Source organism: Mesorhizobium sp. YM1C-6-2 (assembly GCF_003666685.1).
Lineage (GTDB): Bacteria > Pseudomonadota > Alphaproteobacteria > Rhizobiales > Rhizobiaceae > Mesorhizobium_K.
The window spans coordinates 290,150-314,865 of sequence record NZ_RCIZ01000001.1; the positions used below are offsets into that span (position 1 = coordinate 290,150).

The following is a 24,716-nucleotide window of genomic DNA, read 5'->3' on the forward strand; positions in this document are numbered from 1 at the left end:
GCGTCAAGGCCTAACGATAGAAGATGTAAGGATCCCATTATTCCATCTGGCGATCCTTCACAGCCACGCCGGTGTCGAGGAAGCGCTGCAGTCGCGGCACGACGAAATCGAGGAAGACGCGTACGCGTTGAGGCATGCGCGGGGCTCCCAGAAAGACGGCGTGAATCTCTTCTTCATCGGGCTCGACCACATCGGCGAGCACTTCCACGAGACGGCCGGCGGCCAGATCGGCCCGCACATGATAGTCACCCATGCGGGCAAGCCCAACGCCGGCGAGCGCCATACGCCGTACCGTCTCGCCATTGTTGGCGAGTAACGAGCCGTTGACCGCGCGGTCGACGATCCGCCCGCTTTCCTTGAGCGGCCAGACAGGCGCGATGCGGCGGAAATTGAAGCCCAGGCAATTGTGCCGAGAGAGGTCTTCGACCTTGCGCGGCGTCCCGCAGCGGCCGAGATAGGAGGGAGACGCCACAATCTTGCGCCGGGCCACGCCGATGCGGCGCGCGATCATGCCGGAATCGGGAAGCGTTCCCACCCGGAAAGCGATGTCGGTGCGGTCGAGATAGAGATCGACGATCTCATCGGACAAGGACAGGTCGACGACGATATTGGGATAGGAGCGCCAGAATTCGGGCAGGAGCGGCTCCAGGCCCAGCACCCCCAATGCGACGGATACGTTGACCCGCACCTTGCCCCCGGTTGCCGCGGCCCCGTGTGACAGTTCCTGCTCGATCAGATCGAGATCCTGCAACAATGCCTGGCTGCGCTCATAATAGATCTGCCCCTCGGTGGTCAGCGACAAACGCCTGGTGGAGCGCTCGACCAGGCGGACGCCAAGCCGCTCTTCGACGCGCGAGATCAGCTTGCTGACCGTCGATGGCGTCATCCGCAGGAGGCGCGCGGCTTCTGAAAAATTGCCTGTTTCCACCACGCGCAGGAAGACCTGCATCTCTCCGGTACGATTATCCATCGCTGTCGCCATCTATGATTTGGTTTCATAGATGATGTGGAGATCGAGCTGATTATCAAGCCCGGGCTGCCATTTTATGTGACGGCGCATGACAGATGCACTCGGCCAAGGCCCGCCTGAACAATCCCGAGGAGTTTGCAATGCAAACCGTCACCGCTCACGGCGCAACGATCCCTGCTCTCGGCTTCGGCGTGTTCCGCATGACCGACGCGGAAGTGGAGCGCATCGTCCCGACTGCGCTCGAAGCAGGCTTCCGCCACTTCGACACCGCTCAAATCTATCAGAACGAAGCCGCGCTCGGCCGGGCTATCGAGGCCGCTGGCGCCCGCCGCGGAGACCTGTTCCTGACGACCAAGGTCTGGGTCGACAACTACAGCGTGGATCGGTTCGCGGCCTCGGTGGACGAAAGTCTCGACAAGTTGAAGGTCGACCAGGTCGATCTGCTTCTCCTGCACTGGCCGGCCAACAAGGTTCCGGTTGCAGCCCAGATCGAGATGCTGGATGCCGTGCAGGCTGCGGGCAAGACCCGGTTCGTGGGCGTCTCCAATCAGAACATCGCGCAGGTGCGGGAATCCGTCGGGCGGTCCAAGGCGCCGATCGTGACCAACCAGGTCGAGCTGCATCCCTACCTGCCCCAGCACGCGCTTGTCGCAGCCGCCAAGGAAAACGGCATTGCCGTCACGGCATACTACGGCATGGCCGACGGAGCGGTGCCGAAGGACAAGGTGCTGCAGCAAATCGGCGCCAAGTACGGCAAAAGCGCCGCGCAGGTCGGCCTGCGCTGGCTCGTGCAGCAGGGTCACATCGCTCTTTCCAAAACGGTGAACCCGGCGCGCGTCGGTGAAAACATTGCGATCTTCGACTTCGCGCTCGATGAAGCCGACATGGCCGCCATCGGCAAGCTCGCTCGCCCCGCGGGCCGGCTCGTCAACCCTCCGGGTCTTGCGCCGGCATGGGACGCTTAAGGAAGCCAATCATGAACGCCAATGTCTCGACGACCGCTCCACTGGCGGAAACCACCTCATCCGCCCGCTGGGTGCTTCTCGCCCTCGCGATCGGCGCCTTCGGCATAGGCACGACGGAATTCTCCCCGATGGGGCTTCTTCCTGTCATCGCCAACGGCGTCGACGTTTCGATCCCAACGGCCGGCCTGCTCATCAGCGCCTATGCCATCGGCGTCATGATTGGAGCGCCAGTCATGACGCTGGCCTTCAGCCGCTTCGGCAAGCGCACGGCGCTGATACTGCTGATGGCGATCTTCACCCTCGGCAATCTGATGTCGGCCATGGCGCCGGGCTATTTTACATTGCTCGCGGCGCGGTTGGTCACCAGTCTCAATCACGGCGCGTTCTTCGGTCTGGGAGCGGTGGTCGCCGCGAGCGTCGTGCCGAAGGAGAAGCAGGCAAGCGCGGTCGCCGCCATGTTCATGGGGCTTACCATCGCCAATATCGGTGGCGTGCCAGCCGCGACATGGATCGGCCAGCAGATCGGCTGGCGCATGGCCTTCGCCGGAACAGCCTTGATCGGCGTTGCCGCGATTGCGGCTCTCTGGTCGGCCCTGCCGAAGGGCGAGCTCGGCGCGATGCCCGACGTCAGGCGCGAACTGCGTGTGCTCACCCGGCCCGCGGTCCTGCTGTCGATGGCGACCACCGTCATGGGAGCCGGCGCGATGTTCACGCTCTACACCTATGTCGCCCCGACCCTGGAGACGCTCACCGGCGCATCCGACAGTTTCGTCACCCTGGGGCTGGCTCTGATCGGCATTGGCTTCACGATAGGCAACTGGCTGGGCGGACGGCTTGCCGACTGGTCGCTCGATGGCGCCACCAAGATCTTCCTCGGCGCGCTCGCGGTCATCATGCTGATCCTGCCGCTGGCGTTCGCCAGCCATGCGGGGGCGGCCATCGGTCTCCTCGTCTGGGGCGCTGCGGCATTCGCCATCGTTCCGCCGGTGCAGATGCGGGTGATGGAGGCCGCGTCGGAAGCGCCGGGCCTGGCGTCCTCCATCAATGTCGGAGCCTTCAATCTCGGCAACGCGTTGGGCGCCGCCATCGGCGCTGGGATTATCGGCCTTGGCCTCGGCTATGCATCCGTCCCGATCGCCGGCGGGCTGCTGGCAGCCGCCGGGCTTGCCCTGGTGCTCGCTGGCGCGCGCGAAAGATCCAGCCGACTTGCCACATGCGATGTCTGAAGCCGGGAGAGCGTTTGTACTATCTCTTCGCCGTTACAGGATTACGGTCATCGGCGTACACGGTGCTCTCGAGAGGGTCGTCGCGTCAGTCGATCAACTCCGAACTTTCCGCCTAGTCTCGTTAAAGCCGTGGCGACCCAGCATGTAGGGGCAAAAACTCGATTCTAATCTGTTGCGCACAACTTCAGCATCGCTGGCACAATGCCCCGGATCGGGTAGCCCGGTATCATCGGTCGACCAGAGGGTTCGGTGCTAGTGTAGCTGACGGAACAGCTTGTATAGTTCAGCCTTGTTCTCGAAGCCTACGCCAGGCGTATCAGGCAAGCTGACGTAACCGTCTTCGACGGCTATGTCGTCCGCGAAGCCGCCGAAAGGCTGGAACACGTCGGGGTAGGATTCATTGCCGCCCAGATGCAGCCCGGCAGCGATGTTGAGCGACATCTGGTGACCCCCGTGAGGCACGACCTGGCGCGAGGACCAACCCATCGATTTCATGACGTCCAGCGTTCGCAGATATTCCACAAGGCCATATGAGAGGGCGCAGTCGAACTGCAGGTAGTCCCGGTCGGGTCGCATCCCGCCATAGCGCAACAGGTTGCGCGCATCCTGATGCGAGAAGAGATTCTCGCCTGTCGCCATTGGCCCGTCATAATGGGCGGCGAGCTCCGCCTGCAACGCGTAGTCCAGCGGGTCGCCGGCTTCTTCGTACCAGAACAGACCGTAAGGGCGCATCGCCTTGGCATAGGCGATGGCGGTCTCGAGATCGAAGCGGCCGTTGGCGTCCACCGCCAGGTACTTGCCGTCGCCTACGACCTTCAGGACGGCTTCGATACGCTGCAGGTCTTCCTCGAGCGGTGCCCCGCCGATCTTCATCTTCACGACCCTGTAGCCTCGGTCGAGATAGCCGCGCATCTCCGCCTGCAGCTTGGAATGGTCCTTGCCGGGATAGTAGTAGCCACCAGCCGCGTAGACCCAGACCTTCTCGTCGGCGATGCCGTTCCTGTAGCGGTCGGCCAGAAGCCGCCACAGCGGCACGCCAGCGATCTTGGCGACCGCATCCCAGACCGCCATGTCGATGGTCCCCACCGCCACGGACCGCTCACCGTGACCGCCGGGCTTCTCGTTGGTCATCAACGTTTTCCAGATGGCGAAGGGATCGAGATTGTCGTTCTCGTGGTCGATCAGTGTTTTCGGGTCGGCTTCCAGGACGCGCGCCAGAAAGCGGTCACGCATCAGCGCGCCTTGGCCGTAGCGTCCGTTCGAGTTGAAGCCGTAGCCTATGACCGGCTTGCCGTCGCGCAGGACGTCGGTCACCACCGCGACCGCCGAGCAGGTCATCTTGGAGAAGTCGATATATGCGTTGGCAATCGGCGAGGCGATTGAGACCGTCTTTTCCCTGATGTCGACGATACGCATGCGTAAACCGCTATGTCTCGAGCGCGGCCGCCACGGCCTTGCCGCAGGTGATGGTATCGGCAGTGCCGCCGAGGTCACGGGTGCGGGTGGCCTCGTTCTTCAGCGTGTCCTCTATGGCCTTTACGATCGCAAGGCTGGCCTCTTCGTGGCCGAGGTGATCGAGCATCATGGCCGCGGCCCAGATCTGGCCGACGGGATTGGCGACACCCTTGCCGGCAATATCGGGAGCCGAGCCGTGCACAGGCTCGAACAGGGACGGGAACCGGCCCTCGGGATTGATGTTTGCCGAAGGCGCTATGCCGATCGTGCCCGTGCAGGCAGGTCCCAGATCGGAGAGAATGTCGCCGAAGAGGTTGGACGCGACGACGACGTCGAACCGGTCGGGATTGAGCACGAAATGGGCCGTCAGAATGTCGATGTGATATTTGTCCCAGGACACGTCAGGATAGTTCGGGGCCATGGCCTCCACGCGCTCATCCCAATACGGCATGGTGATCGAAATGCCGTTGGACTTTGTGGCGGAGGTCAGGTGCTTGCGCGGGCGCTTTCGCGCCAGGTCGAACGCATAGCGCAGGATGCGGTCCACGCCCACGCGCGACATGACGGTTTCCTGGATCACGATCTCGCGCTCGGTGCCTGCGTACATCTTGCCGCCGATCGAGGAATACTCGCCCTCGGTGTTTTCGCGCACGATGTAGAAATCGATGTCGCCCGGCTTGCGGTTGGCAAGCGGCGAGGGCACCGCCGGCATGAGCCGGACGGGACGGAGATTGACGTACTGGTCGAACTCGCGGCGGAACTGCAGAAGAGATCCCCACAGCGAAACATGATCGGGAACCGTCGCCGGCCAGCCGACCGCGCCGAAGAAGATCGCATCGTGGGTTTCGATCTGGGACTTCCAGTCCTCCGGCATCATGCGGCCATGCTTGGCGTAGTAGTCGCAGGAAGCGAAGTCGAAGTGGTCGAGCTGCAAGTCGAGGCCGAAGCGCTTCGCTGCAACCTCCAGGACCCGCAGCGCCTCGGGGACGACTTCTAGGCCGATTCCGTCGCCGGGAATGACCGCTATTCTGTGCTTCTTGGCTGGCATGGTGTTTTCCTGAATTGGTGTGGCCGACCGGAGCTTATCCGGCGAAATACTCGATCTCTTCGCGCAGACGTTTGCCGTCCAGTCCAAGTCCCAGCAACACTGAAACCAGCACCCGGGCCTTCTGTCCGCTCAGGTCTCCGGCGAAGATCACGCCGCCGTCCGACAGCGTCTTGCCGCCGCCATTGCCGTAGATCGCCTTGACGCGACCCCGCTGGCAGCGGCTGGTCATGATGATCGGCAACCCCTGTTTCACGAGTTCCGTTACGGCAGCCGCTACCGGCGGCGGGGCGTTGCCGCGACCGAAGCCTTCCAGAACGATGGCCTTGGCGCCATTGTCGGCCGCAAAGCGCAGGTAGCGGTCGCTGCTGCCCATCGCCATTTTGATGAGTTCGATGTCGGCCACGATTTCGCTTGCTTCGTAGTTGCGCCTCAGAACCGGCCTGCGGTGAAGCACGATGCGGTCGCCGTCCACTTCGCCGAGCTTGCCGTGTTCATAGGAAACGAACGTGTCGGTGCGCGAGGCATGGGACTTCGTGACGTCCCGTGCGGCATGGAATTCCTGTTCGAAGCAGATCACCGCGCCCACACCGCGGGCCGTGTCCGATGCTGCGAGCCGGATCGAGTCGGTCAGGTTGCGCGGGCCATCGGGATTGGGCTCGTCAGCCTGGCGCTGGGCGCCGGTGAAGACGATCGGCTTGTCGGAGCGGACGAGCAGGTCCGCCATGAAGGCGGTCTCTTCCATCGTGTCGGTTCCGTGGGTCACCACGACCCCGTCGAATCCCTCGCCGAGGCGCTGCGAGATGCGCTGCGACAGCGCAAAAGCCAATGGCAGGTCGATGGCGTAGCTGCCGACATTGCAAAATTCATCGATGCTGATGTCGATGCCCTCAAGCGGATCGTGCAGCGTCGCCTTCAACTCTGGTCCGGTGATGCTTGCCGTCACGTGTCCGGTCTCGGGATCCAGCTTGGATGCGATGGTGCCCCCCGTCGTTATCAGACAGATTTTCGGCATCTGGTTCCCTCACTTGCTCTTTCCAGGGTTGACTATGTTGGTCTGACCGAAAAATCAAGGAGCCTTCACTCGCCTGTGAATGATGCGCAAAATTGTGCATTTTTGGGAATTGACGGTCAGGCCAATTTACCCATTAATGCAATTATCGACCGGTTTGGTCTGTCCAATATGCTTGGACGGCCGCGTGAAGTCGTGCGATCTAAAGGGGAAGAGAGATGGCAGATAAATTTACCAGAATTCAGTTGGCGCCGACGCGCCGGCAGTTCCTTAAAACGACCGCAGCGGTTGGCGGGGCGGCGGTTCTTTCGTCCACGGGTCGCTTTGGAGAGGCGCTTGCCCAGGACGCCAACAGCACCCTGGTCATCGCTGCACCGGCGACGCCCCAGGGCCTGGATATTGAGTTCGACGTCAGCCTGGGCTCCATCGACTCGCTCGGCGCGCTCTACGAATACATGCTCGGCTATGAAAAGATGGAGGATCCCAACGCGCCGGGCGTGCTGCGCGAAGACACCGGTGTCCACACCGACAAGCCGAATAATCTCGCCCTGCGCGGTCGCCTCGCCGAGAGCTGGGAAGTGGCGCCCGACGGCCGCAAGGCGACGTTCAAGCTGCGTGAGGGGGTTGTCTCCAACTGGGGCAACAAGTTCTCGTCGAAAGACGTCAAGTGGACCTGGGACCGCAAGTTCAATCTCAAGGGGCAGGGCCTCTTCCAGACCGCCGTGCTCGGCCTGACGTCGCCCGACCAGATCAAGGTCGAGGGCGACTACGCCATTTCCTTCAATCTCGATAAGCCGAACCCGCTCCTGTTGAAGCAGCAGTGCAATCTGGCCAACCCGATTTATGACGCCACCAAGTGCGCCGAGGTTGGCGGGACCGACGACCCGTGGGCGGTCAACTTCCTCAAGAACGACAGCGCGGGCTTCGGGCCCTACCGCATTGCCCAGCTCGTGCGCGGCCAGCAGGCCGTGTTCGAGGCGCGGGACGACTATTGGGACGAGAAGCCTTTCATGAAGCGCGTCATCATGCGCGAGGTGCCGCAATCGTCCAGCCGTTTCTCGCTCTTGCAGGGCGGCGCGGTCGATATCGCGCAGTTCCTCCAGCCGCGCGAACTCGAGGCGCTGAAGACGCAGCCGGCTGCGGCCGTTGATGCCGTGAACGCTTCCTACATGATCTGGCTGGAGCTCAACGCCAAGATGGCGCCGTTCGACAACGTCGACGTGCGCCGCGCAGTTAACCTTGCCATCCCGCGCGACGAGATCATCCGCACGATCTACTACGGTTACGCCGACGAGCAGAAGGCGCCCATGCCGTACATCTACCCGATGGCGGATGAGAGCTTCTTCAACTACGGCTACGACCTGGCCAAGGCCAAGGAGCTGCTGGACAAGGCCGGCGCCAAGAATCTTGCGACCAGCCTGTCCTACAACGCTGGCGACCCCACGCAGGAGCCGATCGCGCTGCTCATCCAGACCGCGCTGAAGCAGATCGGCATCGAGCTGACCCTGGAGAAGCTGCCGGCCGGAGTGTTCTACGAGAACGTCACCAAGCGTGCCAAGCCGATGATCTTCTACCTCGACTCGCCGTGGACGCCGGATCCGGGTTACTCGACCTATCTCTACTTCAACTCGGAAAGCTACGTGAACTACTCCAACTACGATAACAAGAACGTCGACCAGATGATCAAGGACGGTCTTGCGACGCTGGACGACAATGTCCGCAAGGAGAAGTACACCGAGGTGCAGAAGACCTTGATGGATGAGGCGCCATGGGGCTTCATCGCCTATCCGAAATACACGCTCGCGCGGAAGGCCAACCTCAAGGGCTTCACCTACTACACGTCCAACAATCTGCGGTTCCAGGACTTCACCCGGGGCTGATAGCTGCTTCCTCCGGAGGCCTCCCGGCCTCCGGAGACCGTTCGAGCATTGGAAAGAGCGTAGATGACTTCGAAGCTCGGCCTTCTCCTGAGGCTAGCAGTAATACGGCCGAGATTTGCAATCGGCTATCTGATCGTCATCACGATGACGCTGCTGGCCATTTTTGCGCCGGTCATCGCGCCATATTCGCCGACCGAGGCGGACTCCGCGAGCTTCCTCCAGCCGCCGAGCGCGGCTCATCTTTTCGGCACCGACAATGTCGGCATGGACATCTTCAGCCGCTCCATCTACGCGCCCCGCATCGACCTGACGATTGCCATCCTGGGAACGCTCCTGTCGGCCGTGGTCGGCAGCTCGATCGGTGCAGTTGTCGGCTTCTACAGCAGTGGGCGCGGCATACGCGTGTGGCTGTCCTTTGCGATCATGCGGGCGGCCGACGTGCTGCAGGCCTTTCCCGTTTTCGTCTTCGCTATCGCGCTGGTCGCGAGTCTCGGGCAGAGCATCCAGACGGTGGTTCTGGCGATCGCCTTCGTCAACGCACCGATTTACCTGCGCCTGATGCGTTCGCAGGTGCTCACCATCCGCTCCATGCGTTACGTCGAGGCCTCGCAAGTCAATGGTCTGTCGGACATGCAGACCATCATGCGCCATGTCATCCCGAACGCGATGGCGCCTGTGCTGGCGCAACTCTCGGTCAATATTGGCTGGGGCATCCTGCTCACGGCGGCTCTTTCCTTTGTCGGCGCCGGCGTTCGCGCGCCGACACCGGAATGGGGGAGCATGATCGCTATGGGCTTCCAGAACGTGGTGACCGGCCAGTGGTGGCCCTCCATGTTCCCCGGCGCGATGCTTGCAATCACCGTGTTCGGCTTTTCCCTGGTCGGCGCATCGATCGAGGTCGTCGCCGATCCGGCCAAGCGCCGGCAGCTCCTGAGCGAAGCGCGCGAGCGGACCGCGCGCACTGCGGACGCTCCGGTGAGGGAAGGCTGATGCGTATCCTCGCCTATCTGGCCAAGCGGCTTGTCTTCGTCATCCCGCAACTTCTCGGAATCGTGCTCGTCTCGTTCCTGCTGGTGAAGAGCATTCCAGGCGATCCGGCAGTGCTGATGCTCGGCCCGACAGCAACCCCATCCGCCATCGCAGCCCTGCGAGAGCAACTGGGTCTCGATCAGCCGCTGTACATGCAGTTTCTGATTTATGTTCGCAATCTGCTGCATGGCGACCTCGGCACCTCCTGGCAGACCACGCGGCCGGTGCTTGAGGACCTGCTCCAGCGTTTTCCGGCCACCCTCGAGCTTGTGACGTTCTCGCTGCTTCTCGCCATCCTCGTCGGCGTGACTCTCGGCGTCTACGCCGCGCGCAACCCCCGTGGCTGGGTTGCCCGTGTTTCCGATCTCTACGGCCTGAGCGCCGGCGCTCTGCCGGACTTCTGGTTCGCACTGGTCCTGATCTTTGTCTTCTACACCGTGCTGGGCTGGGCGCCGGCTCCGCTCGGACGAATCGACATGATCGTCATTCCGCCTATCCCGGTGACCGGCATCTTGACCATCGATGCACTGCTTGCCGGCGACCCGGAGGCGTTCTGGTCTGCCTGCTCACACCTGGCGCTGCCGGTGCTGACGCTGGGTCTGCTCAACGCCGGCCCCATCCTGAAGATAACCCAGTCGACGATGGAGACGATGCTGGAATCCGATTTCAGCCGGTACGAGGTGCTTTGCGGAGTGCCGCAGAATCTCGTTGTGCGCCATGCCTTGCGTAATGCGTTGCCGTCCATCGTCACCATCATCAGCGTGCTTTACGGCTTTCTGATCGGCGGAGCAGTTCTGGTCGAGATCGTTTTTTCATGGGGCGGAGCGGGTCAGTACGCTGTGCAGGGCGTGCTCAACTCGGACATCTATCCGGTTCTGGGTTTCGTGCTGTTCTCCGCTATCTTCTCCCTCATCGTCTATATCGCGGTCGATCTCGTCTACTTTCTGCTCGACCCGCGTATCAGCAACTAGTGCGAGAAACAGCGTTGGGTGCAGCGGAAGTCATAAGCAAGACGGAAAACGTCTCCGGCGACGCGGGCAAGGCGCCTCTGATCGACATCAGAAACTTGCGTATCACGTTCCCGTCCGGCGGTGCCGAGCCGAAGACTGTATTGAAGGGGATCAACCTCTCCGTGCAGCCTGGAGAAATCGTAGGTCTGGTCGGCGAGAGCGGGGCAGGCAAGACGACGCTTGCCCGTTCGATCCTCGGCGTGCCCCCGGCGCCCGGCCGGATCGCGGCAGGCGAAGTCCATTTCGAGGGACGTCAGATCCTTAGCCTCTCCGAAGCCGAGCTCAGACGCCTGCGTGGCCGTAGGCTTTCCGTGGTGGTGCCCAATCCCCGCGCCGAACTAAACCCCTTGCGCAAGGTCGGAGACCAGATCGCCTCGATGGCGAAAATCCACCTCAATGTCAGCCGCAAGGAGGCGCGCCGGATGGCGCTGCAAATGCTGCGGGACGTGCAGATACCTGATCCTGAAAGGCGCATGGATGCCTATCCGCATGAACTCTCCGGCGGCATGGCGCAGCGTGTCGTCATCGCCATGGCGCTGATCTGCAATCCGGCTTTCGTCATTTCCGATGATGCCACCAGCGGCCTCGACGTTACGGTTCAGGCGCAGATCCTGGCACTGCTCGCGAAGCTTGCTGCCGAGCATGGCAGCGCGATGCTTTTCATCACACGCGACGTCGGCATCACCGCCCACTTCTGCGATCGCATCGCGGTGCTGTTCTCCGGCGAGATCGTTGAAATCGCCCCGCGCGAAGCATTGTTCCTCGAGCCGGCCCACCCCTATACGCTGATGTTGCTCGCGGCCTTCTCCCACAGCCCGAAGCTCAGGGACAGCTGGAGCGTACCGGAGACAGCAAGGCGGCGCGAGTTGGCCGCCGGCTGTCAGTATGCCGATCGTTGCCCCATCGCGCAGGCGGTCTGCCGCACGCATCGCCCTCCTTTCGCAGAGGTCAGCCCAGGTCATTTTGCCCGCTGCCATTTTCCGGTGAGGCACGCATGAGCGCAGTTCTGACCATCGACAATCTCTACAAGCGCTTCCCCATCGCCGGCTCGAAGCAGGTGGTGCAGGCGATCAACGGCGTCAGCCTGACGATCGAGCCGGGCGAAACCCTGGGCCTGGTAGGCGAGAGCGGCTCGGGCAAGACGACCGTCGGTCGCTGCATCGTCGGCCTGATCGAACCGACGGCCGGAACCATACGGTTCCGCGGCAAGGACCTTGCGCAACGCCACCAGCACAAGAGCGAGCTGGGGGGCAAGATTCAGTTCGTCTTCCAGGAGCCGAACGAATCCCTCGACCCGCGCATGAAGATCGGCGACACGATCAGCGAGCCGCTTCTGCCGCTCAAATACGATCGCGAGACCAGGCGGCGCCGTACGGCCGATGCGTTGAGGCTGGTGCGCCTGGATCCCGATCTGCTTGACGCCTACCCCTCTGAACTTTCGTCGGGTCAGCAGCAGCGCGTCGGCATTGCCCGGGCCATGGTCACCGAACCGGAACTGGTCGTCCTTGACGAGCCAACTTCGGCGCTCGATCCGACCGCGCGTGCCGAGATCATCGATCTGTTGCGGCGCATTCAACGCGAGCGCAATACCGCCTATCTGTTCATATCCCACGATCTCTCGACGGTGCGCTTCATCAGCCATCGCGTCGCGGTGATGTATCTTGGCATGATCGTCGAGCAAGGTAGCGCCGAAACAGTATTCAACCGCCCGCAGCATCCCTATTCCAGCGGCTTGCTGTCGTCGGTGATGCTGCCGCATCCACATCTCAAGATCGAAAGCACCGTAAGCCTGAAGGGCGAGATTCCGAGCCCGATCAATCTGCCCAAGGGCTGCTTCCTCGCCTCACGCTGCCCCTTCGTCATCGACAGGTGCCGCCACGAGATGCCGCCTGCGGAAACGGTCGGCGAACGGCACACAGTGCACTGTTTCCGTCACAGCGACGTTGCCGCGACGGTGCCGGCCTCCGACACCTTCAACGTCTTCATGAAGGAAGCGGAGCGCATCCTCGGGCGGGCGAAGCCTGGCGGCCTCGCGTCATCGCTCCAATAGTCTCAAGCAAACCATAGGATCAGGAACCCAATCATGGCAGGACGTCTCGCAGGAAAGAAAGCACTGGTCACCGGCGGCGCACGCGGCATCGGCGGCGCAATCGCAACGGCCTTCGCGCGGGAGGGCGCGGACGTGGCCGTCCTCGACCTGAAGATCGAGGCGGCCGAAGCGCGTACCGCAGCACTCGCACAGTTCGGCACGACGACGTTTGCGGTTGCGGCCGACGTGAGCGACGAGGCTCAGGTCGAGGCTGCCGTCAAGAAGGTGGAAGGCGCACTCGGCCGGATCGACATACTGGTGAACAATGCCGGCATCGACACCACGTCTGTCGTGGCTGATATGAGCACACCCATGTGGGACCAGATGATGGCCGTGAACCTGCGCAGCGTCTTCCTCTGCACGCGCGCGGTGCTGAAGCCCATGATCGCCCGTAAGTTCGGGCGCATCATCAACATCGCCTCGCAGCTCGGCCACAAGGGCGCACCCGAAATGGCGCACTACGCCGCGGCGAAGGCCGGTGTCATCGGCTTTACCCGCTCGCTCGCCTACGAGGTGGCGCGCGACGGCGTCACCGTGAATGCGATCTGTCCCGGCCCGATCCAGACGGAACTGTTCAATGCGCTGCCGGAAGAGTGGAAGAAGCGCAAGCTCGGCGAACTGCCGATCGGCCGCGCGGGCCAGGTCGACGAAATTGCGCCGACGGCCGTGCTCCTGGCGTCCGAGGAGGGCGCCTACTACATCGGAGCAACCATGAACCCCAATGGTGGTGACGTCATGGTGTGACGCTCCACCGCGCGGATGTTTTCTCCTGACGTTTCTTGCTCTAGCTACATGCGGCAACTTGGCGGAGCTAGAGGGAACTATGACGAAATTCGACCTCAGAGGAGACGATAAAGAGGCTGCAGCACCGCCTGCTGAGGTGCCGCGCGACCGCCGGGAACCCGGTGGCAGCGTGGCCCAGGCGACGGTGGCCACCCTGCAGTCGATGATCCGGGATGGCCGGTTGCAGCCGGGTGATCGGCTGCCTCCGCAACGCGATCTTGCCCGTGATCTTAACGTTAGCCGTGCCACGTTGCGCGAAGCCCTATCTATCTTGGCCACGATTGGAGAAATCGTGGCACGCCAAGGGGGAAGGGGGTTCGTCTGTGCTGACCCGTCAGGCCCACCGGCCACGCCCTCCTGGCGCTTCGCCACGCGCTACTCGCTGAGCGAGGTCTATCAGTTCCGCTATATCGTGGAGAGCTATGCTGCGGAGCTGGCGGCGCTGACTCACACTGAACAGGAGATCGCCGACCTTAAAGTGTGCACGACAGCCTTCCGTCAGGCGGCCCGTGACAACGATCTTGCAGCCTACGCGCAGGCGGACTTCGACTTCCATAATCTCATCATGCGCATTTCGCGAAACAAGCTCCTGGTCGACATGCACCAGACCTTCGCAAGTGTGCTTCTGGAGAGCCAGCGTCTGCCCACCGAGCGCCGGGGAAATCTGTTGATCGCAGTGCAGGAGCATGACCGTATCGTCGAAGCGGTCGCCATGGGAGATCCGGATGGCGCCAAATACTACATGCGAAAGCATATCAGCATGGCGGGAAGTCGGGCCGGTCTTCCACCCTCACAGCTGCCATAAGGATTGACAGCCCGCTCCAAGGTGCGCGTCCAGGGTGGGAAATCGGTGTTGACCTTCCAGCGGCTGGAAGGTGTACGGATCGTGTCCGTAAGGAGACGTCCATGCAACATGATCACGCAACGCATCACGGTCACGCAAGCCACGAGAAGCCGCACCCCGGCGCGAGTTCGGACGATGTGATCCGGGATCCCGTCTGCGGCATGACCGTCGATCCGCAGGCGGGCAAACCGAAGGCCGAGCACGCCGGGCACGTCTATCATTTCTGCAGCCAGTCCTGCCGCGACAAGTTCGTTAAGGAGCCGGAGACCTATCTGGAGGGCACCGATCCGGTCTGCGGCATGAAGGTCGACCGCTCGACCGCGCGGCACTTCACCCGCCATGAAGGCAAGGGGGTCTACTTCTGCTCGGCGGGCTGCAAGGGCAAGTTCGAGGCTGGCCCGGAGCGCTATCTCGGCCCGCGCCCGGCAGCCGAGCCGATGGCCACCGGCACCCAATACACCTGCCCGATGCATCCGGAAATCGTCCGCGACAAGCCCGGCTCGTGCCCGATCTGCGGCATGGCGCTCGAGCCGATGGGCGTTCCGACCGGCGACGAAGGCCCGAACCCCGAACTGGTCGACTTCACGCGCCGCTTCTGGGTGAGCGCCGTCCTGTCGGTCCCGCTGCTCATCCTGGCGATGGGACCCATGCTCGGTCTGCCGTTCAGGGAATGGATCGGAGAGCGGCCCGCGGTCTGGATCGAACTCGTGCTGGCCACGCCCGTCGTGCTATGGGCGGCGATCCCGTTCTTCCATCGCGGCTACGAGTCCATCGTGAACCGCAGCCCCAACATGTGGACGCTGATCTCGATCGGCGTCGGGGCGGCCTATGCCTACAGCGTGGTCGCGACGCTCTTTCCCGACATCTTCCCGCATGAGTTCCGCGGCCATGGCGGCGCCGTGCCGGTCTATTTCGAGGCGGCCGCCGTGATCGTCGCCCTGGTCTTTCTGGGTCAGGTGCTGGAGTTGCGGGCGCGCGAGCGGACGGGTTCGGCCATCCGCGCACTGCTCGACCTCGCGCCGAAGACGGCTCGGCGGATCGCCGAAGATGGCAGCGAGGCAGACGTGTCTCTGGAGGACGTCCAGGGGGGCGACCGGCTGCGCGTGCGGCCGGGCGACAGCGTGCCTGTCGACGGCGTGGTGCTGGAAGGCCGCTCGTCGGTCGACGAATCCATGATCACGGGCGAGCCGGTCCCGGTCGAGAAGACAGAAGGAGACGCGCTGACCGGCGGCACGCTCAACAAGAACGGCTCGCTGATCATGCGCGCCGAAAAGGTCGGCAAGGACACGATGCTCTCGCAGATCGTCGAGATGGTCGCCAAGGCGCAGCGCTCGCGGGCGCCGATCCAGGGGCTGGCCGACCGTGTCTCCTATTATTTCGTGCCTGCGGTGGTGCTCGTCGCCATCGTTGCCTTCTTCGTCTGGGCGGTCTTCGGACCCGAACCGAGCATGACCTTCGCCATCGTGTCGGCGGTCTCGGTCCTGATCATCGCCTGTCCCTGCGCGCTCGGACTGGCGACGCCGATGTCGATCATGACGGCGACGGGAAGAGGGGCGCAGGCAGGCGTGCTCATCAAGGACGCCGAGGCGCTCGAGCGCTTCGCCAAGGTCGACACGCTGATCGTCGACAAAACCGGAACGCTGACGGAAGGAAGGCCGAAGCTGACCGACGTCGTGGCCTCGGAGGGTTTCGGCGACGACGAACTGCTGGGGCTTGCCGCCAGCCTTGAACGCGGTTCCGAGCATCCATTGGCCGAGGCGATTGTCGAGGGCGCGCAGGCGAAAGGAGCAGCCATTGCCGACGCCGAGGATTTCGAGGCCGTCACCGGCAAGGGTGTTCAGGGCAAGGTGTCTGGCCGTTCCGTCGCGCTGGGGAATGCCGCGATGATGGGCGACCTCGGGGTCGCCACCGATACGCTGAAGCCGCGTGCCGACGAGCTGAGGTCGGATGGCAAGACGGCGATGTTCGTCGCTGTCGATGGAAAGCTGGCCGGCATCGTGGCGGTCGCAGATCCGATCAAGGCGACGACCGCCGCCGCGATCCGGGCGCTCCACGACAGCGGCTTGAGGATCATCATGGCGACCGGCGACAACGAGCGCACCGCCAAGGCGGTCGCGGCGCGGCTGGGCATCGACGAGGTGCGCGCCGACATGATGCCCGAAAGCAAGAAGGCGCTGATCGACGAACTCCACGCGAAGGGCGCCAGCGTTGCGATGGCGGGCGACGGCGTCAACGATGCGCCGGCGCTTGCCGCCGCCGATGTCGGCATCGCGATGGGAACCGGCGCGGACGTGGCGGTGGAAAGCGCCGGCATCACGCTGGTGAAGGGCGACCTGAATGGCATCGTCAGGGCGCGGACGCTGGCCAGGGCGACGATCCGCAACATCAAGCAGAACCTGTTCTTCGCCTTCCTCTACAATGCCCTCGGCGTACCCGTGGCGGCCGGCGTGCTCTATCCGGTTTTCGGGATGCTGCTGTCGCCCATGGTCGCCGCCGCTGCGATGAGCCTGTCGTCCGTATCAGTGATCGGCAACTCGCTCAGGCTGCGCGGCCTGCGGCTCGACCTCCCGCGCAACTAACGGGTCGCTGAACCCACGACATCCGCGCAGGTTTCAAAGGAACGAGAGCCCGATGCCCTGCCCGAAAGTTGGCAGGGCATCGAGCGCTTGTTTGTTCTGCAACAACGATCGCGCCTGGAGGGTCTGACAAATAAGGTGGGGTCATCGCATTCGATGGCCAGCGGATTCCGGCTGCAGCGTGATGCGCCAGCAGCCACCAGCCGCCTGAGACAGCCTGCAACAGGCCGTGCCGGAACCTGCCCGCGCGGTTTGACAAGGAGCCACCCGGTGATCGGCGTTTCGCTTTCCCGCTGGACCATGTCCTTCTTCGCCGCGGCGCTCATTGCGCTTCTCCTTGCCCTTGGGCTGATGGCGGCCGGCTACGGCTACCCGTCGGCGCCTGTCGAGGCGGCGCCGACCCTCATCGTCGTGCACCTGGTGGCGATCGGCTGGCTCAGCCTGCTCATGTGCGGCGCGCTGCTGCAGTTCGTGCCGGTGCTGGTCAACCGGCCGCTGTTCAGCGATTCCCTGGCGATGCCGGCGCTTCTTTGCCTGATTGGCGGCTTTGGCGCGTTGCTGCTCGGCTTCCTCTGGCTCGACGGGCAGATTGAAGCCGTGCTGCCGTATTTTGCCGTCGCCAGCCTCCTCCTGGGCCTCGGCTTCGGCCTTGTCGTGTGGAATCTCGCCGGTACGCTGATGGCTTGCCGGCCCCTGCCGCTACCCGCGCGCTTCGTCGCCGTCGGACTGGCGAGCGTGGTGCTGACGGCAATGCTGGGCATGGTCTTTGCTCTGGTGCGCGGCGGCATCGTCGACGATCCCCGCCTGCTTGACCTTGCGGCGCAAGGCATACCGCTCCATGCGATCGCCGGCCTCGGCGGCTGGCTCACCTTTTGCGCGATGGGCGTCAGCTACCGGCTGTTCGCCATGTTCATGCTGGCACCGGAACTGGAGCGGCGCGGCACCCGTGCGGCTCTGCATCTCGGAGCTTGCGCCCTCGTCATCGCCGTTCCGGGCGGCATCGTGGCGATCTGGACGGGCCGCAGCCTCGACGCGGTTCTGATCGCCTCGGCCATCGCCGGGCTCGGCGCCCTCAGCCTCTATGGCCGCGACATGCTGCACCTTTATCGCGTGCGCAAACGGCGGGCGATCGAACTGAACACGCGGATGGCCGTGCTGGCCTTCGCCTCGCTGGGGCTCGCCGTCCTGGTTGCGATCGTCCTTGCCGCGTTCGGGGTGCTGCAGCGGCACATTGCCGTCGTCGTCTTCCTGGCGGCTTTCGGATGGCTCTCGGGTCTCGGCCTGGCGAAGCTCTACAAGATCGTCCCGTTCATGACATGGCTCGAATGCTACGGTCCCGTCCTCGGCAAGAAGGCGACGCCGCGCGTTCAGGACCTCGTCGTGGAAAAACGCGCTGAAAAGTGGTTCCTGCTCTATTTCATATCGGTGTGGTCGGGCGCCGGCGCCCTCCTCTACGGTTATCCGCCGGCGTTCCGGGTGGCCGCCGCGGCCATGTTCGTCGCGGTGGCGGGAATAGGCTGGCAGCTTCTGCGCGCCCGGCGGCTTGCCGATGTCGAGACCGGCGGCCGCTTTCCGGAAGGGGTGCGCCAGCCGAGCCTCCTCCACTCTTTCGTCCAAAGGACATGACACAGACAAGGATGATGCGATCATGACGACATTCGTGGACCTGGACGTCCGCCCGATCCTCGCCGCCGGCGGGGAGCCGTTCGGCAAGATCCTGGAGACGGTCGCCGCGCTCGGGCCGGACGAAGGGCTCCGGCTGCTGGCTCCGTTCAGGCCGGTCCCGCTGTTCCAGGCTCTCGGCTCGAAAGGCTTCTCCTACGAGGACCGGGCGATGGGCGATGGCGACTGGGAGGTCTTCTTCTACCGCACCGGCCCTGTTGAATTCGAGAACGGGGCCGCGAAATCCGTCGGCGAAGCGGAATGGCCGGAGCCGCTCATGCATCTCGACAACCGCGACCTCGACCCGCCTGAGCCGATGGTGCGCATTCTGGCGGCGACGGAAGCGATGCAGACGGGCGAGGTGCTGTCAGCGCTGCTCTGCCGCGAGCCGATCTTCCTGCTGCCCGAGCTGGAGAAGCGGGGTCACCGCTGGCGCGGCGGGTTCGATGGTGAGGGAACCACCTACCGCCTGCTCGTCCGCATCGGCGCCGTGAACGAGGCCGCCAAATGACCGTCGAAGTCACCGATGCGTTGGCCGCGCAGGTCCGCGAGGCGCTTCGCCTGGTGATCGACCCCGAACTCGGCGACAACATCGTCGACCTGGGCCTCGTTTACTATGTATCCGTAGGGGAGGGCGGCGTCGCCCATATCGTGATGACAACGACGACGCGCGGCTGTCCGGCGACCGCCTACCTCAAGGACGGCGCGCGCGACAGCGCCTGGAGCGTGCCGGGCATCGAATTCGTCGAGGTCGGCCTTACCTACGAGCCGCCATGGACGCCCGAGATGATGACGCCGGATGCCCGGTCGAGGCTCGGCATCGCCGACAAAGGGCGATGGTGAGCTTGGCCTGAACACTGCGGAGGCGATGAAATGGCTGTGGTTCGCTGGACGAATGGGGAGCCCGAAATCGACGCGGCCGTGGCGGCGCGCTCGATGAAGTTCGCCGTTGAGTATTTTCTGAGGCAGATGCAGCGCGGCGCTATCCGCGGACGCGTCGAGCGCGGGTCCGGCGACGACGACGGCAGGTATCGCCTGTCGTTTCGCCATCACGATCGCGAATTGACGATGATCGTGGATGACGATGGCCGAATCATCAGCGAAGAACTGGTCATGACGGCTCCAAAACCGCGTTGGAAGCAGCCATAAACGTCGCCGTTGTTTCGCGCGGCGCTTCAGCTGCCCAAGAAGATTGACGGGCGCTCGCCTCGCCGCTACCAAAGCAATCGGAACTGGTTCTGCCCGAAAAGCGGATGAAAAGGGAATACGGCAGATTTCATCAGAAATCGAAGCCGCGACTGCCCCCGCAACTGTAGCCGGCGAGCTTTTCTTTCATCGAGCCACTAGTCGCGAATGCGACCGGGAAGGCGAAAGACAGGCAGCGACCCGGAAGTCAGGAGACCTGCCTGTTCCAGTCACCCATGTTCGGACACGGGGTGTGTTCGGACGCGGTCGCACGTAGCGGTGACATTGAAAAGTGTTGCCGCGGCGAGGCGTCCGGGTCCGACCTGTTCACAGTCACCGGTTTGTCTGCCTGCGGTTGTCGAAAACCGGGCGATTCGTTCGCCTGCCGAGAGGTGAAGGACAGACATGCGGAAGTGGTTTTATTGCGTCGGCGCGATTGCGCTGGCGATTGGGACGAACGCGCGGGCTCAGGACGCTGGCGGTGCCGACGACGAAGACGGCGTCACGGAACTCGAGCGGATCGTTGTGACGGCGAACCGGACGCCGACCGAGAAAAGCCAGGTAGGCTCGACGGTCGAGCAGGTGACGAGGGAGGAGATCGAGGAGAAGTCGCTGCCTTCGATCAGCGATTACCTGAACCTGCTGCCGGGCATAGCGATAAGCTCCGGTGGCGGCATCGGCTCGGAAGGAGGCCTTGCGGTGCGAGGCATGCCGCGGCGCTACGTCAAGACGCTCTACAACGGGATCGACATCGCCGATCCCACCCAGACTCAGGTCCAGACATCGTATCAGTATCTGCTGACCGGCGGCGCCGACAGCATCGAGGTGCTGAAAGGCTCGCAAAGCACGCTCTACGGCTCCGATGCGATAGCAGGCGTGATCAGCGTTTCGACGCTCGGCAGCATCGATCCGGGCGTGCGACACTTCCTCGACACAGAGGTCGGGTCCTTCGGCATGGTGCGCGGCCGTTATGGCCTGCAGGCGGCAAGCGAGGCGTCGGCTCTCGCGCTGAATGTCACCGGCCTTAGAACCGATGGCATATCCGCGGCTGACGAGAATGACGGCAACACCGAACGCGACGGCTTCGAGGACGTGTTGCTGGACGTCAATGTCGAGCATCGCTTCAGCGACGCCTTTTCGGTGTTCGGGTCGGCGCTCTATATCGACGCCCGCGCGGAATATGACGACGACTTCCCCGTGGTGCAGGACAACTGGTTCAATCACAATCTCACCGAACAACTGGCCGGCAGGACAGGCTTCAACCTGGATCTCATGGACGGACGCCTGAAGAACACGTTTTCCGTGCAGGGGTTCAAGATCGATCGCGGCATCCGCTCGGTTTCGACTTTCGGCCCGTACGACGCCGACTTCGAGGGCACGCGCGTGAAAACCGACTACCAGGGATCGTTCGAAGCGACGGAGCGTATCCTGTTCCAGTACGGACTGGATCACGAACGCCAGAATGCGCGGACCAGCGATGATTTTGCCGAGACAGATGATTCATTCTCGATCACCGGGGTCTGGGCGCAGTCGGTTGTCGAACCCGTCGACAACCTCATCCTGACCGGCGGCCTGCGCCACGACGAACACTCGGAATTCGGCGGCCACACGACCTATCGGGGCACCGCGGCCTATCTGTTCGATGCGACCGCAACCCGCTTGCATTCGTCTTTCGGCACCGGCTTCCGGGCCCCCAGCCTCTACGAGCTCTATGCGCCGTTCTATGGCGATTCGTCCTTGCGGCCCGAGACGAGCGTCAGCTTCGATTTCGGCGTCGGCCAGGAATTCCTTGACGGCCGGCTGGTGACGGACCTCACTTACTTCATGATCGACGTCGACGATCTCATCGAGTTCGATACCGCGGCGAGCCGCTACCGCCAGGTGCCCGGCACCACGCGATCGCGCGGCGTCGAGGCGTCGCTCGACTTTGCGGTGACGGACGGACTCCGCCTCGGCGGTTCCTACACCTACACCGATTCGAAGACGGAAGGCGGCGAGCGCATGGTCCAGATTCCCCGTCACGCCATCGTGCTTTCGGCGGCATGGCTGCCGGACGAGCAATGGACGGTCTCGGGCGACGTCAAGTTCGCCGTCGATACGGTGGATACTGGCGATGTCGAACTCGACGATTACGCGCTCGTCAACGCGAAGGTCGCCTACCGCTACAATGAGAATGTAGAGGTCTACGTCCGCGGCGAAAACCTTTTCGACCAGCAATACCAGACGGTCGCCGGCTATGGCACGCCGGGCCTGTCCGTCTTCTCCGGTATAGAGGCACGCTTCTGATGGCGCGCGGCTTCCTTTCGGCAATGGCGCGCCTTGCCGGCATCGCCGTCGGAAGCCGTGTTCCCCAAGGCGCGGCGCTCGCGGTCCTGGCCTGCCTCGCCGCCGCCGATGCGACCGCCGCGCCGCGCCGCGTCGTCTCGATGAATGTCTGCACCGATCAACTCGCCATGCTGATCGCTGGCGAAGGACAGCTTTATTCGGTTTCCAACCTTGCGGGCGACGAGAGGACCTCGGTCCTCGCATCGCAGGCGGGACGCTACGCCGTCAATAATGGCTTCGCCGAGGAAATCTTCATGATGAAGCCGGACCTCGTCCTTGCCGGGACCTTTACCAGCCAGGCGACGGTTGACCTCCTGAAACGCCTCGGTTTTCGCGTGGAACAGTTCGCCCCTGCGTCCTCCTTTGACGATATCAGGGCCGATCTGATCAGGATGGGCAGCTTGCTCGGCCGCGAGGACAGGGCCGCGAGCCTGGTGTCGAAGATGGACCAGGACCTAGAGGCGTTGCGCGCCCGGTCCGTCGACGCCAAATCCGTCGCGATCTACTACGCCAACAGTTACGCCGCCGGGACGGGCACGCTCGCCGACGCTGTCATTCGCGCTGCGGGGTTGCGCAATGTCGGTGAAACGCTCGGTGCAGTGGGGGTGGTCAGGCTGCCGCTCGAACTGCTCGTGCTCGCCAATCCCGATCTCGTGGTGGCCGGCGACGCCAACTATCGCGCGCCCGCGCTTGCCATGGAGGCATATGCCCACCCCGCGTTCCGGGCGCTTGGCTCGGAGGCCGTGGCTTCGCAGGGACAATACTGGATCTGCGGCGCGCCGTTCACGGTCGAGGCAGCGCGTCTGCTTCAGGATGCAGCCATAGCCTCCGGGCGTGACAGCCGGTGATCGGCGCCTCGCGCTACCGCATCGTCCTGGCGCTGCTTTCGGCGGTGACCGCCGCCCTGTTCGTGCTGTCGCTCGTCACCGGCCCGGCCGGGATAGGTTTTTCGGATGCCCTGGCTTCGCTCTATTCGGGCGGCGATCAGGGAGCGGGCCTGATCATGCGCGAGATCCGCCTGCCGCGCGCCATCCTCGGCCTGATGATCGGCATCACGCTTGGGCTCTCCGGCGCGGCCCTGCAGGGCTATCTGCGCAATCCTTTGGCTGAACCCGGGCTGCTCGGCATCAGCGCCTCGGCGTCCCTTGGCGCGGTGATCGCGATCTATACGGGGTTTTCCGCTGTCTTTCCGCTCGGCCTGCCGCTCGCCGCGCTGGCGGGCTCAGTCGTCGCTGTTCTGGTCGTGCAGGCGATGGCCGGCGCGAGAGGCGGCGCCTTGACCGTCATCCTTGCAGGGGTAGCCGTGTCGAGCTTCGCCGCCGCCATGACGTCGCTGGCGCTGAACCTTTCGCCGAACCCGTTCGCAGCCCTTGAGATAATGTTCTGGATGTTGGGCTCGCTGACCGATCGCTCCATGACCCATGTCTGGCTTGCAGGTCCGTTCATGGTGTTGGGCTGGGCGATGCTGGCAGCGCTGGGGCGCCCGCTCGATGCGCTGACGCTGGGCGAGGACGCCGCCGCCAGTATGGGCGTCAATCTGCGGCTCGTGCAGTTTCTGGCCGTCTTCGGAGCCGCCGCTTCCGTCGGTGCGGCGACGGCGGTCGCCGGAGCCATCGGCTTCATCGGCTTGGTCGCGCCGCATCTGCTGCGGCCTCTGGTAGGTTCGCTTCCGTCGCGGCTGCTGCCGGCGAGCGCCCTGGGCGGCGCCTGCCTGTTGCTGTCGGCCGACATCCTCACCCGCATCATTGCGCCGGACAAGGATTTGAAGATCGGCGTGCTGACGGCGATCATCGGCGCGCCCTTCTTCGTCTGGCTCGTCTACCGCATGCGGAGGAAGCTGCTGTGACGCTGCTTTCCGTGAGCGACCTCCGCGTTTCGCTCGGCGGCAAGCCCGTCCTGCACGGGCTGTCCTTCGTGCTGCGCGAAGGCGAGTTCGTGGGCCTGATCGGCCCGAACGGCGCCGGCAAATCGACGCTCCTGCGAGCCTCCCTCGGTCTTCTCCCGTCGGAAGGCGCCGTGACGATCGCCGGGCGGCCTTCTACCGCTATCTCGGCCAGGCAGAGGGCGCTGCATGTCGCCTATCTGCCGCAGGAGCGCGAGATCGGTTGGCCGGTGTCGGTCGAAACGCTGGTTTCGCTCGGCCGCACAGCCCGCAAGCGCGGCTTTGCCGGCCTCGATGCCACCGATCGCGCCAGGATCGGCGAGGCGATGGCGCGCATGGAGATCACGGATTTTCGCCGGCGCGCCGCGTCGGAGCTTTCGGGCGGCGAGAAGGCGCGGGTGCTGATCGCCCGGGCGTTGGCGCAGGATGCGCCGCTGTTGCTCGCCGACGAGCCGACCGCGGGCCTTGATCCGGCGCACCAGATCGCGCTGATGTCGCTGTTCAGCGAACTGGCCGCGGAGGGACGCGGCGTCGTCGCGTCGCTGCACGACCTCGGTCTTGCGGCGCGCTGGTGCTCCCGCCTCATCCTTGTCGATCGCGGCGTGATCGTCGCCGACGGGGCGCCGAAGGACGTGCTGACCGCCGAACGGCTTCGCACCGTCTACGGAATCGACGCGCATCTCGGCGAGACCGAGGACGGCGGCATGCTCGTCGTCCCCCTGGATGTGGTCAGACGGTGACGGTGCAAATCCGTCGCGGCCGGCCCTGACCGTTGCCG

Annotated in this window: 22 protein-coding genes and 1 riboswitch; of the genes, 18 read left to right on the forward strand and 4 right to left on the reverse strand. The window is 63.9% G+C overall.

Features of this window, described 5'->3' with window-relative positions:
• Positions 1–37: 37 nt before the first annotated feature.
• Positions 38–970, reverse strand: coding sequence for a LysR family transcriptional regulator (locus tag D8676_RS01410; RefSeq protein ID WP_121579700.1), 933 nt, complete (start codon positions 968–970; stop codon positions 38–40).
• A 140-nt stretch (positions 971–1,110) separates the two neighbouring features.
• Between D8676_RS01410 and D8676_RS01415 the strand changes: the two genes are divergently transcribed.
• Positions 1,111–1,935, forward strand: a complete 825-nt coding sequence (locus D8676_RS01415) for an aldo/keto reductase (protein WP_121579701.1) — start codon at positions 1,111–1,113, stop codon at positions 1,933–1,935.
• Positions 1,936–1,946: 11 nt separating this feature from the next.
• Entirely contained in the window at positions 1,947–3,161 is a 1,215-nt protein-coding gene (locus D8676_RS01420; RefSeq protein ID WP_210210686.1) for an MFS transporter, read from the forward strand.
• Positions 3,162–3,413: 252 nt separating this feature from the next.
• Here the strand turns inward: D8676_RS01420 and D8676_RS01425 are convergent, their stop codons facing one another.
• From D8676_RS01425 to D8676_RS01435, 3 genes are read right to left on the reverse strand one after another with little or no spacing between them, the layout of a single operon-like run.
• Positions 3,414–4,577: a mandelate racemase/muconate lactonizing enzyme family protein gene (locus D8676_RS01425; RefSeq protein ID WP_121579049.1), complete on the reverse strand. Its 1,164-nt coding sequence runs from the start codon at positions 4,575–4,577 to the stop codon at positions 3,414–3,416.
• 10 nt (positions 4,578–4,587) lie between these two features.
• Positions 4,588–5,664, reverse strand: a complete 1,077-nt coding sequence (locus D8676_RS01430) for a tartrate dehydrogenase (RefSeq protein WP_121579050.1) — start codon at positions 5,662–5,664, stop codon at positions 4,588–4,590.
• Positions 5,665–5,698: 34 nt separating this feature from the next.
• Complete coding sequence (locus D8676_RS01435; protein ID WP_121579051.1) at positions 5,699–6,676, reverse strand: asparaginase; 978 nt, start codon at positions 6,674–6,676, stop codon at positions 5,699–5,701.
• A gap of 215 nt (positions 6,677–6,891) precedes the next feature.
• Between D8676_RS01435 and D8676_RS01440 the strand changes: the two genes are divergently transcribed.
• The 16 genes from D8676_RS01440 to D8676_RS01515 all read left to right on the forward strand — a co-directional run bounded on the left by D8676_RS01440 (position 6,892) and on the right by D8676_RS01515 (position 24,678).
• Positions 6,892–8,553 (forward strand): ABC transporter substrate-binding protein, encoded by a 1,662-nt coding sequence (locus tag D8676_RS01440; RefSeq protein ID WP_121579703.1) that lies wholly within the window; start codon positions 6,892–6,894, stop codon positions 8,551–8,553.
• 63 nt (positions 8,554–8,616) lie between these two features.
• The gene (locus D8676_RS01445) at positions 8,617–9,543 is read left to right on the forward strand and encodes an ABC transporter permease (protein WP_121579052.1); all 927 of its coding nucleotides are present in this window, start codon (positions 8,617–8,619) and stop codon (positions 9,541–9,543) included.
• Entirely contained in the window at positions 9,543–10,553 is a 1,011-nt protein-coding gene (locus D8676_RS01450) for an ABC transporter permease (RefSeq protein ID WP_121579053.1), read from the forward strand. Before D8676_RS01445 ends, D8676_RS01450 begins: the two co-directional genes overlap by 1 nt.
• Before the next feature lie 14 nt (positions 10,554–10,567).
• Entirely contained in the window at positions 10,568–11,590 is a 1,023-nt protein-coding gene (locus tag D8676_RS01455; protein ID WP_183096919.1) for an ABC transporter ATP-binding protein, read from the forward strand.
• The gene (locus tag D8676_RS01460) at positions 11,587–12,642 is read left to right on the forward strand and encodes an ABC transporter ATP-binding protein (protein WP_121579055.1); all 1,056 of its coding nucleotides are present in this window, start codon (positions 11,587–11,589) and stop codon (positions 12,640–12,642) included. The genes D8676_RS01455 and D8676_RS01460 overlap by 4 nt, the downstream gene beginning before the upstream one ends.
• 33 nt (positions 12,643–12,675) lie before the next feature.
• Entirely contained in the window at positions 12,676–13,425 is a 750-nt protein-coding gene (fabG, locus tag D8676_RS01465; protein ID WP_121579056.1) for a 3-oxoacyl-ACP reductase FabG, read from the forward strand.
• A gap of 79 nt (positions 13,426–13,504) precedes the next feature.
• The gene (locus D8676_RS01470) at positions 13,505–14,269 is read left to right on the forward strand and encodes a FadR/GntR family transcriptional regulator (RefSeq protein ID WP_121579057.1); all 765 of its coding nucleotides are present in this window, start codon (positions 13,505–13,507) and stop codon (positions 14,267–14,269) included.
• Between the two features lie 101 nt (positions 14,270–14,370).
• Entirely contained in the window at positions 14,371–16,887 is a 2,517-nt protein-coding gene (locus D8676_RS01475; RefSeq protein ID WP_121579058.1) for a heavy metal translocating P-type ATPase, read from the forward strand.
• Positions 16,888–17,154: 267 nt separating this feature from the next.
• Positions 17,155–18,510, forward strand: coding sequence for a hypothetical protein (locus D8676_RS01480; RefSeq protein ID WP_121579059.1), 1,356 nt, complete (start codon positions 17,155–17,157; stop codon positions 18,508–18,510).
• A 19-nt stretch (positions 18,511–18,529) separates the two neighbouring features.
• Positions 18,530–19,057: a DUF2249 domain-containing protein gene (locus D8676_RS01485; RefSeq protein WP_121579704.1), complete on the forward strand. Its 528-nt coding sequence runs from the start codon at positions 18,530–18,532 to the stop codon at positions 19,055–19,057.
• On the forward strand, positions 19,054–19,389 hold the full coding sequence (locus D8676_RS01490) for a metal-sulfur cluster assembly factor (protein ID WP_121579060.1): 336 nt from the start codon (positions 19,054–19,056) through the stop codon (positions 19,387–19,389). The genes D8676_RS01485 and D8676_RS01490 overlap by 4 nt, the downstream gene beginning before the upstream one ends.
• 30 nt (positions 19,390–19,419) lie before the next feature.
• Entirely contained in the window at positions 19,420–19,695 is a 276-nt protein-coding gene (locus tag D8676_RS01495) for a DUF6522 family protein (RefSeq protein ID WP_121579061.1), read from the forward strand.
• A 67-nt stretch (positions 19,696–19,762) separates the two neighbouring features.
• Positions 19,763–19,971: riboswitch (cobalamin riboswitch) on the forward strand.
• Positions 19,972–20,136: 165 nt separating this feature from the next.
• Positions 20,137–22,017 (forward strand): TonB-dependent receptor, encoded by a 1,881-nt coding sequence (locus D8676_RS01500; RefSeq protein WP_121579062.1) that lies wholly within the window; start codon positions 20,137–20,139, stop codon positions 22,015–22,017.
• Between the two features lie 23 nt (positions 22,018–22,040).
• The gene (locus D8676_RS01505) at positions 22,041–22,904 is read left to right on the forward strand and encodes an ABC transporter substrate-binding protein (RefSeq protein ID WP_121579705.1); all 864 of its coding nucleotides are present in this window, start codon (positions 22,041–22,043) and stop codon (positions 22,902–22,904) included.
• On the forward strand, positions 22,901–23,902 hold the full coding sequence (locus D8676_RS01510) for an iron ABC transporter permease (RefSeq protein ID WP_121579063.1): 1,002 nt from the start codon (positions 22,901–22,903) through the stop codon (positions 23,900–23,902). The genes D8676_RS01505 and D8676_RS01510 overlap by 4 nt, the downstream gene beginning before the upstream one ends.
• On the forward strand, positions 23,899–24,678 hold the full coding sequence (locus tag D8676_RS01515) for an ABC transporter ATP-binding protein (protein ID WP_121579064.1): 780 nt from the start codon (positions 23,899–23,901) through the stop codon (positions 24,676–24,678). The genes D8676_RS01510 and D8676_RS01515 overlap by 4 nt, the downstream gene beginning before the upstream one ends.
• Positions 24,679–24,716: the final 38 nt, after the last annotated feature.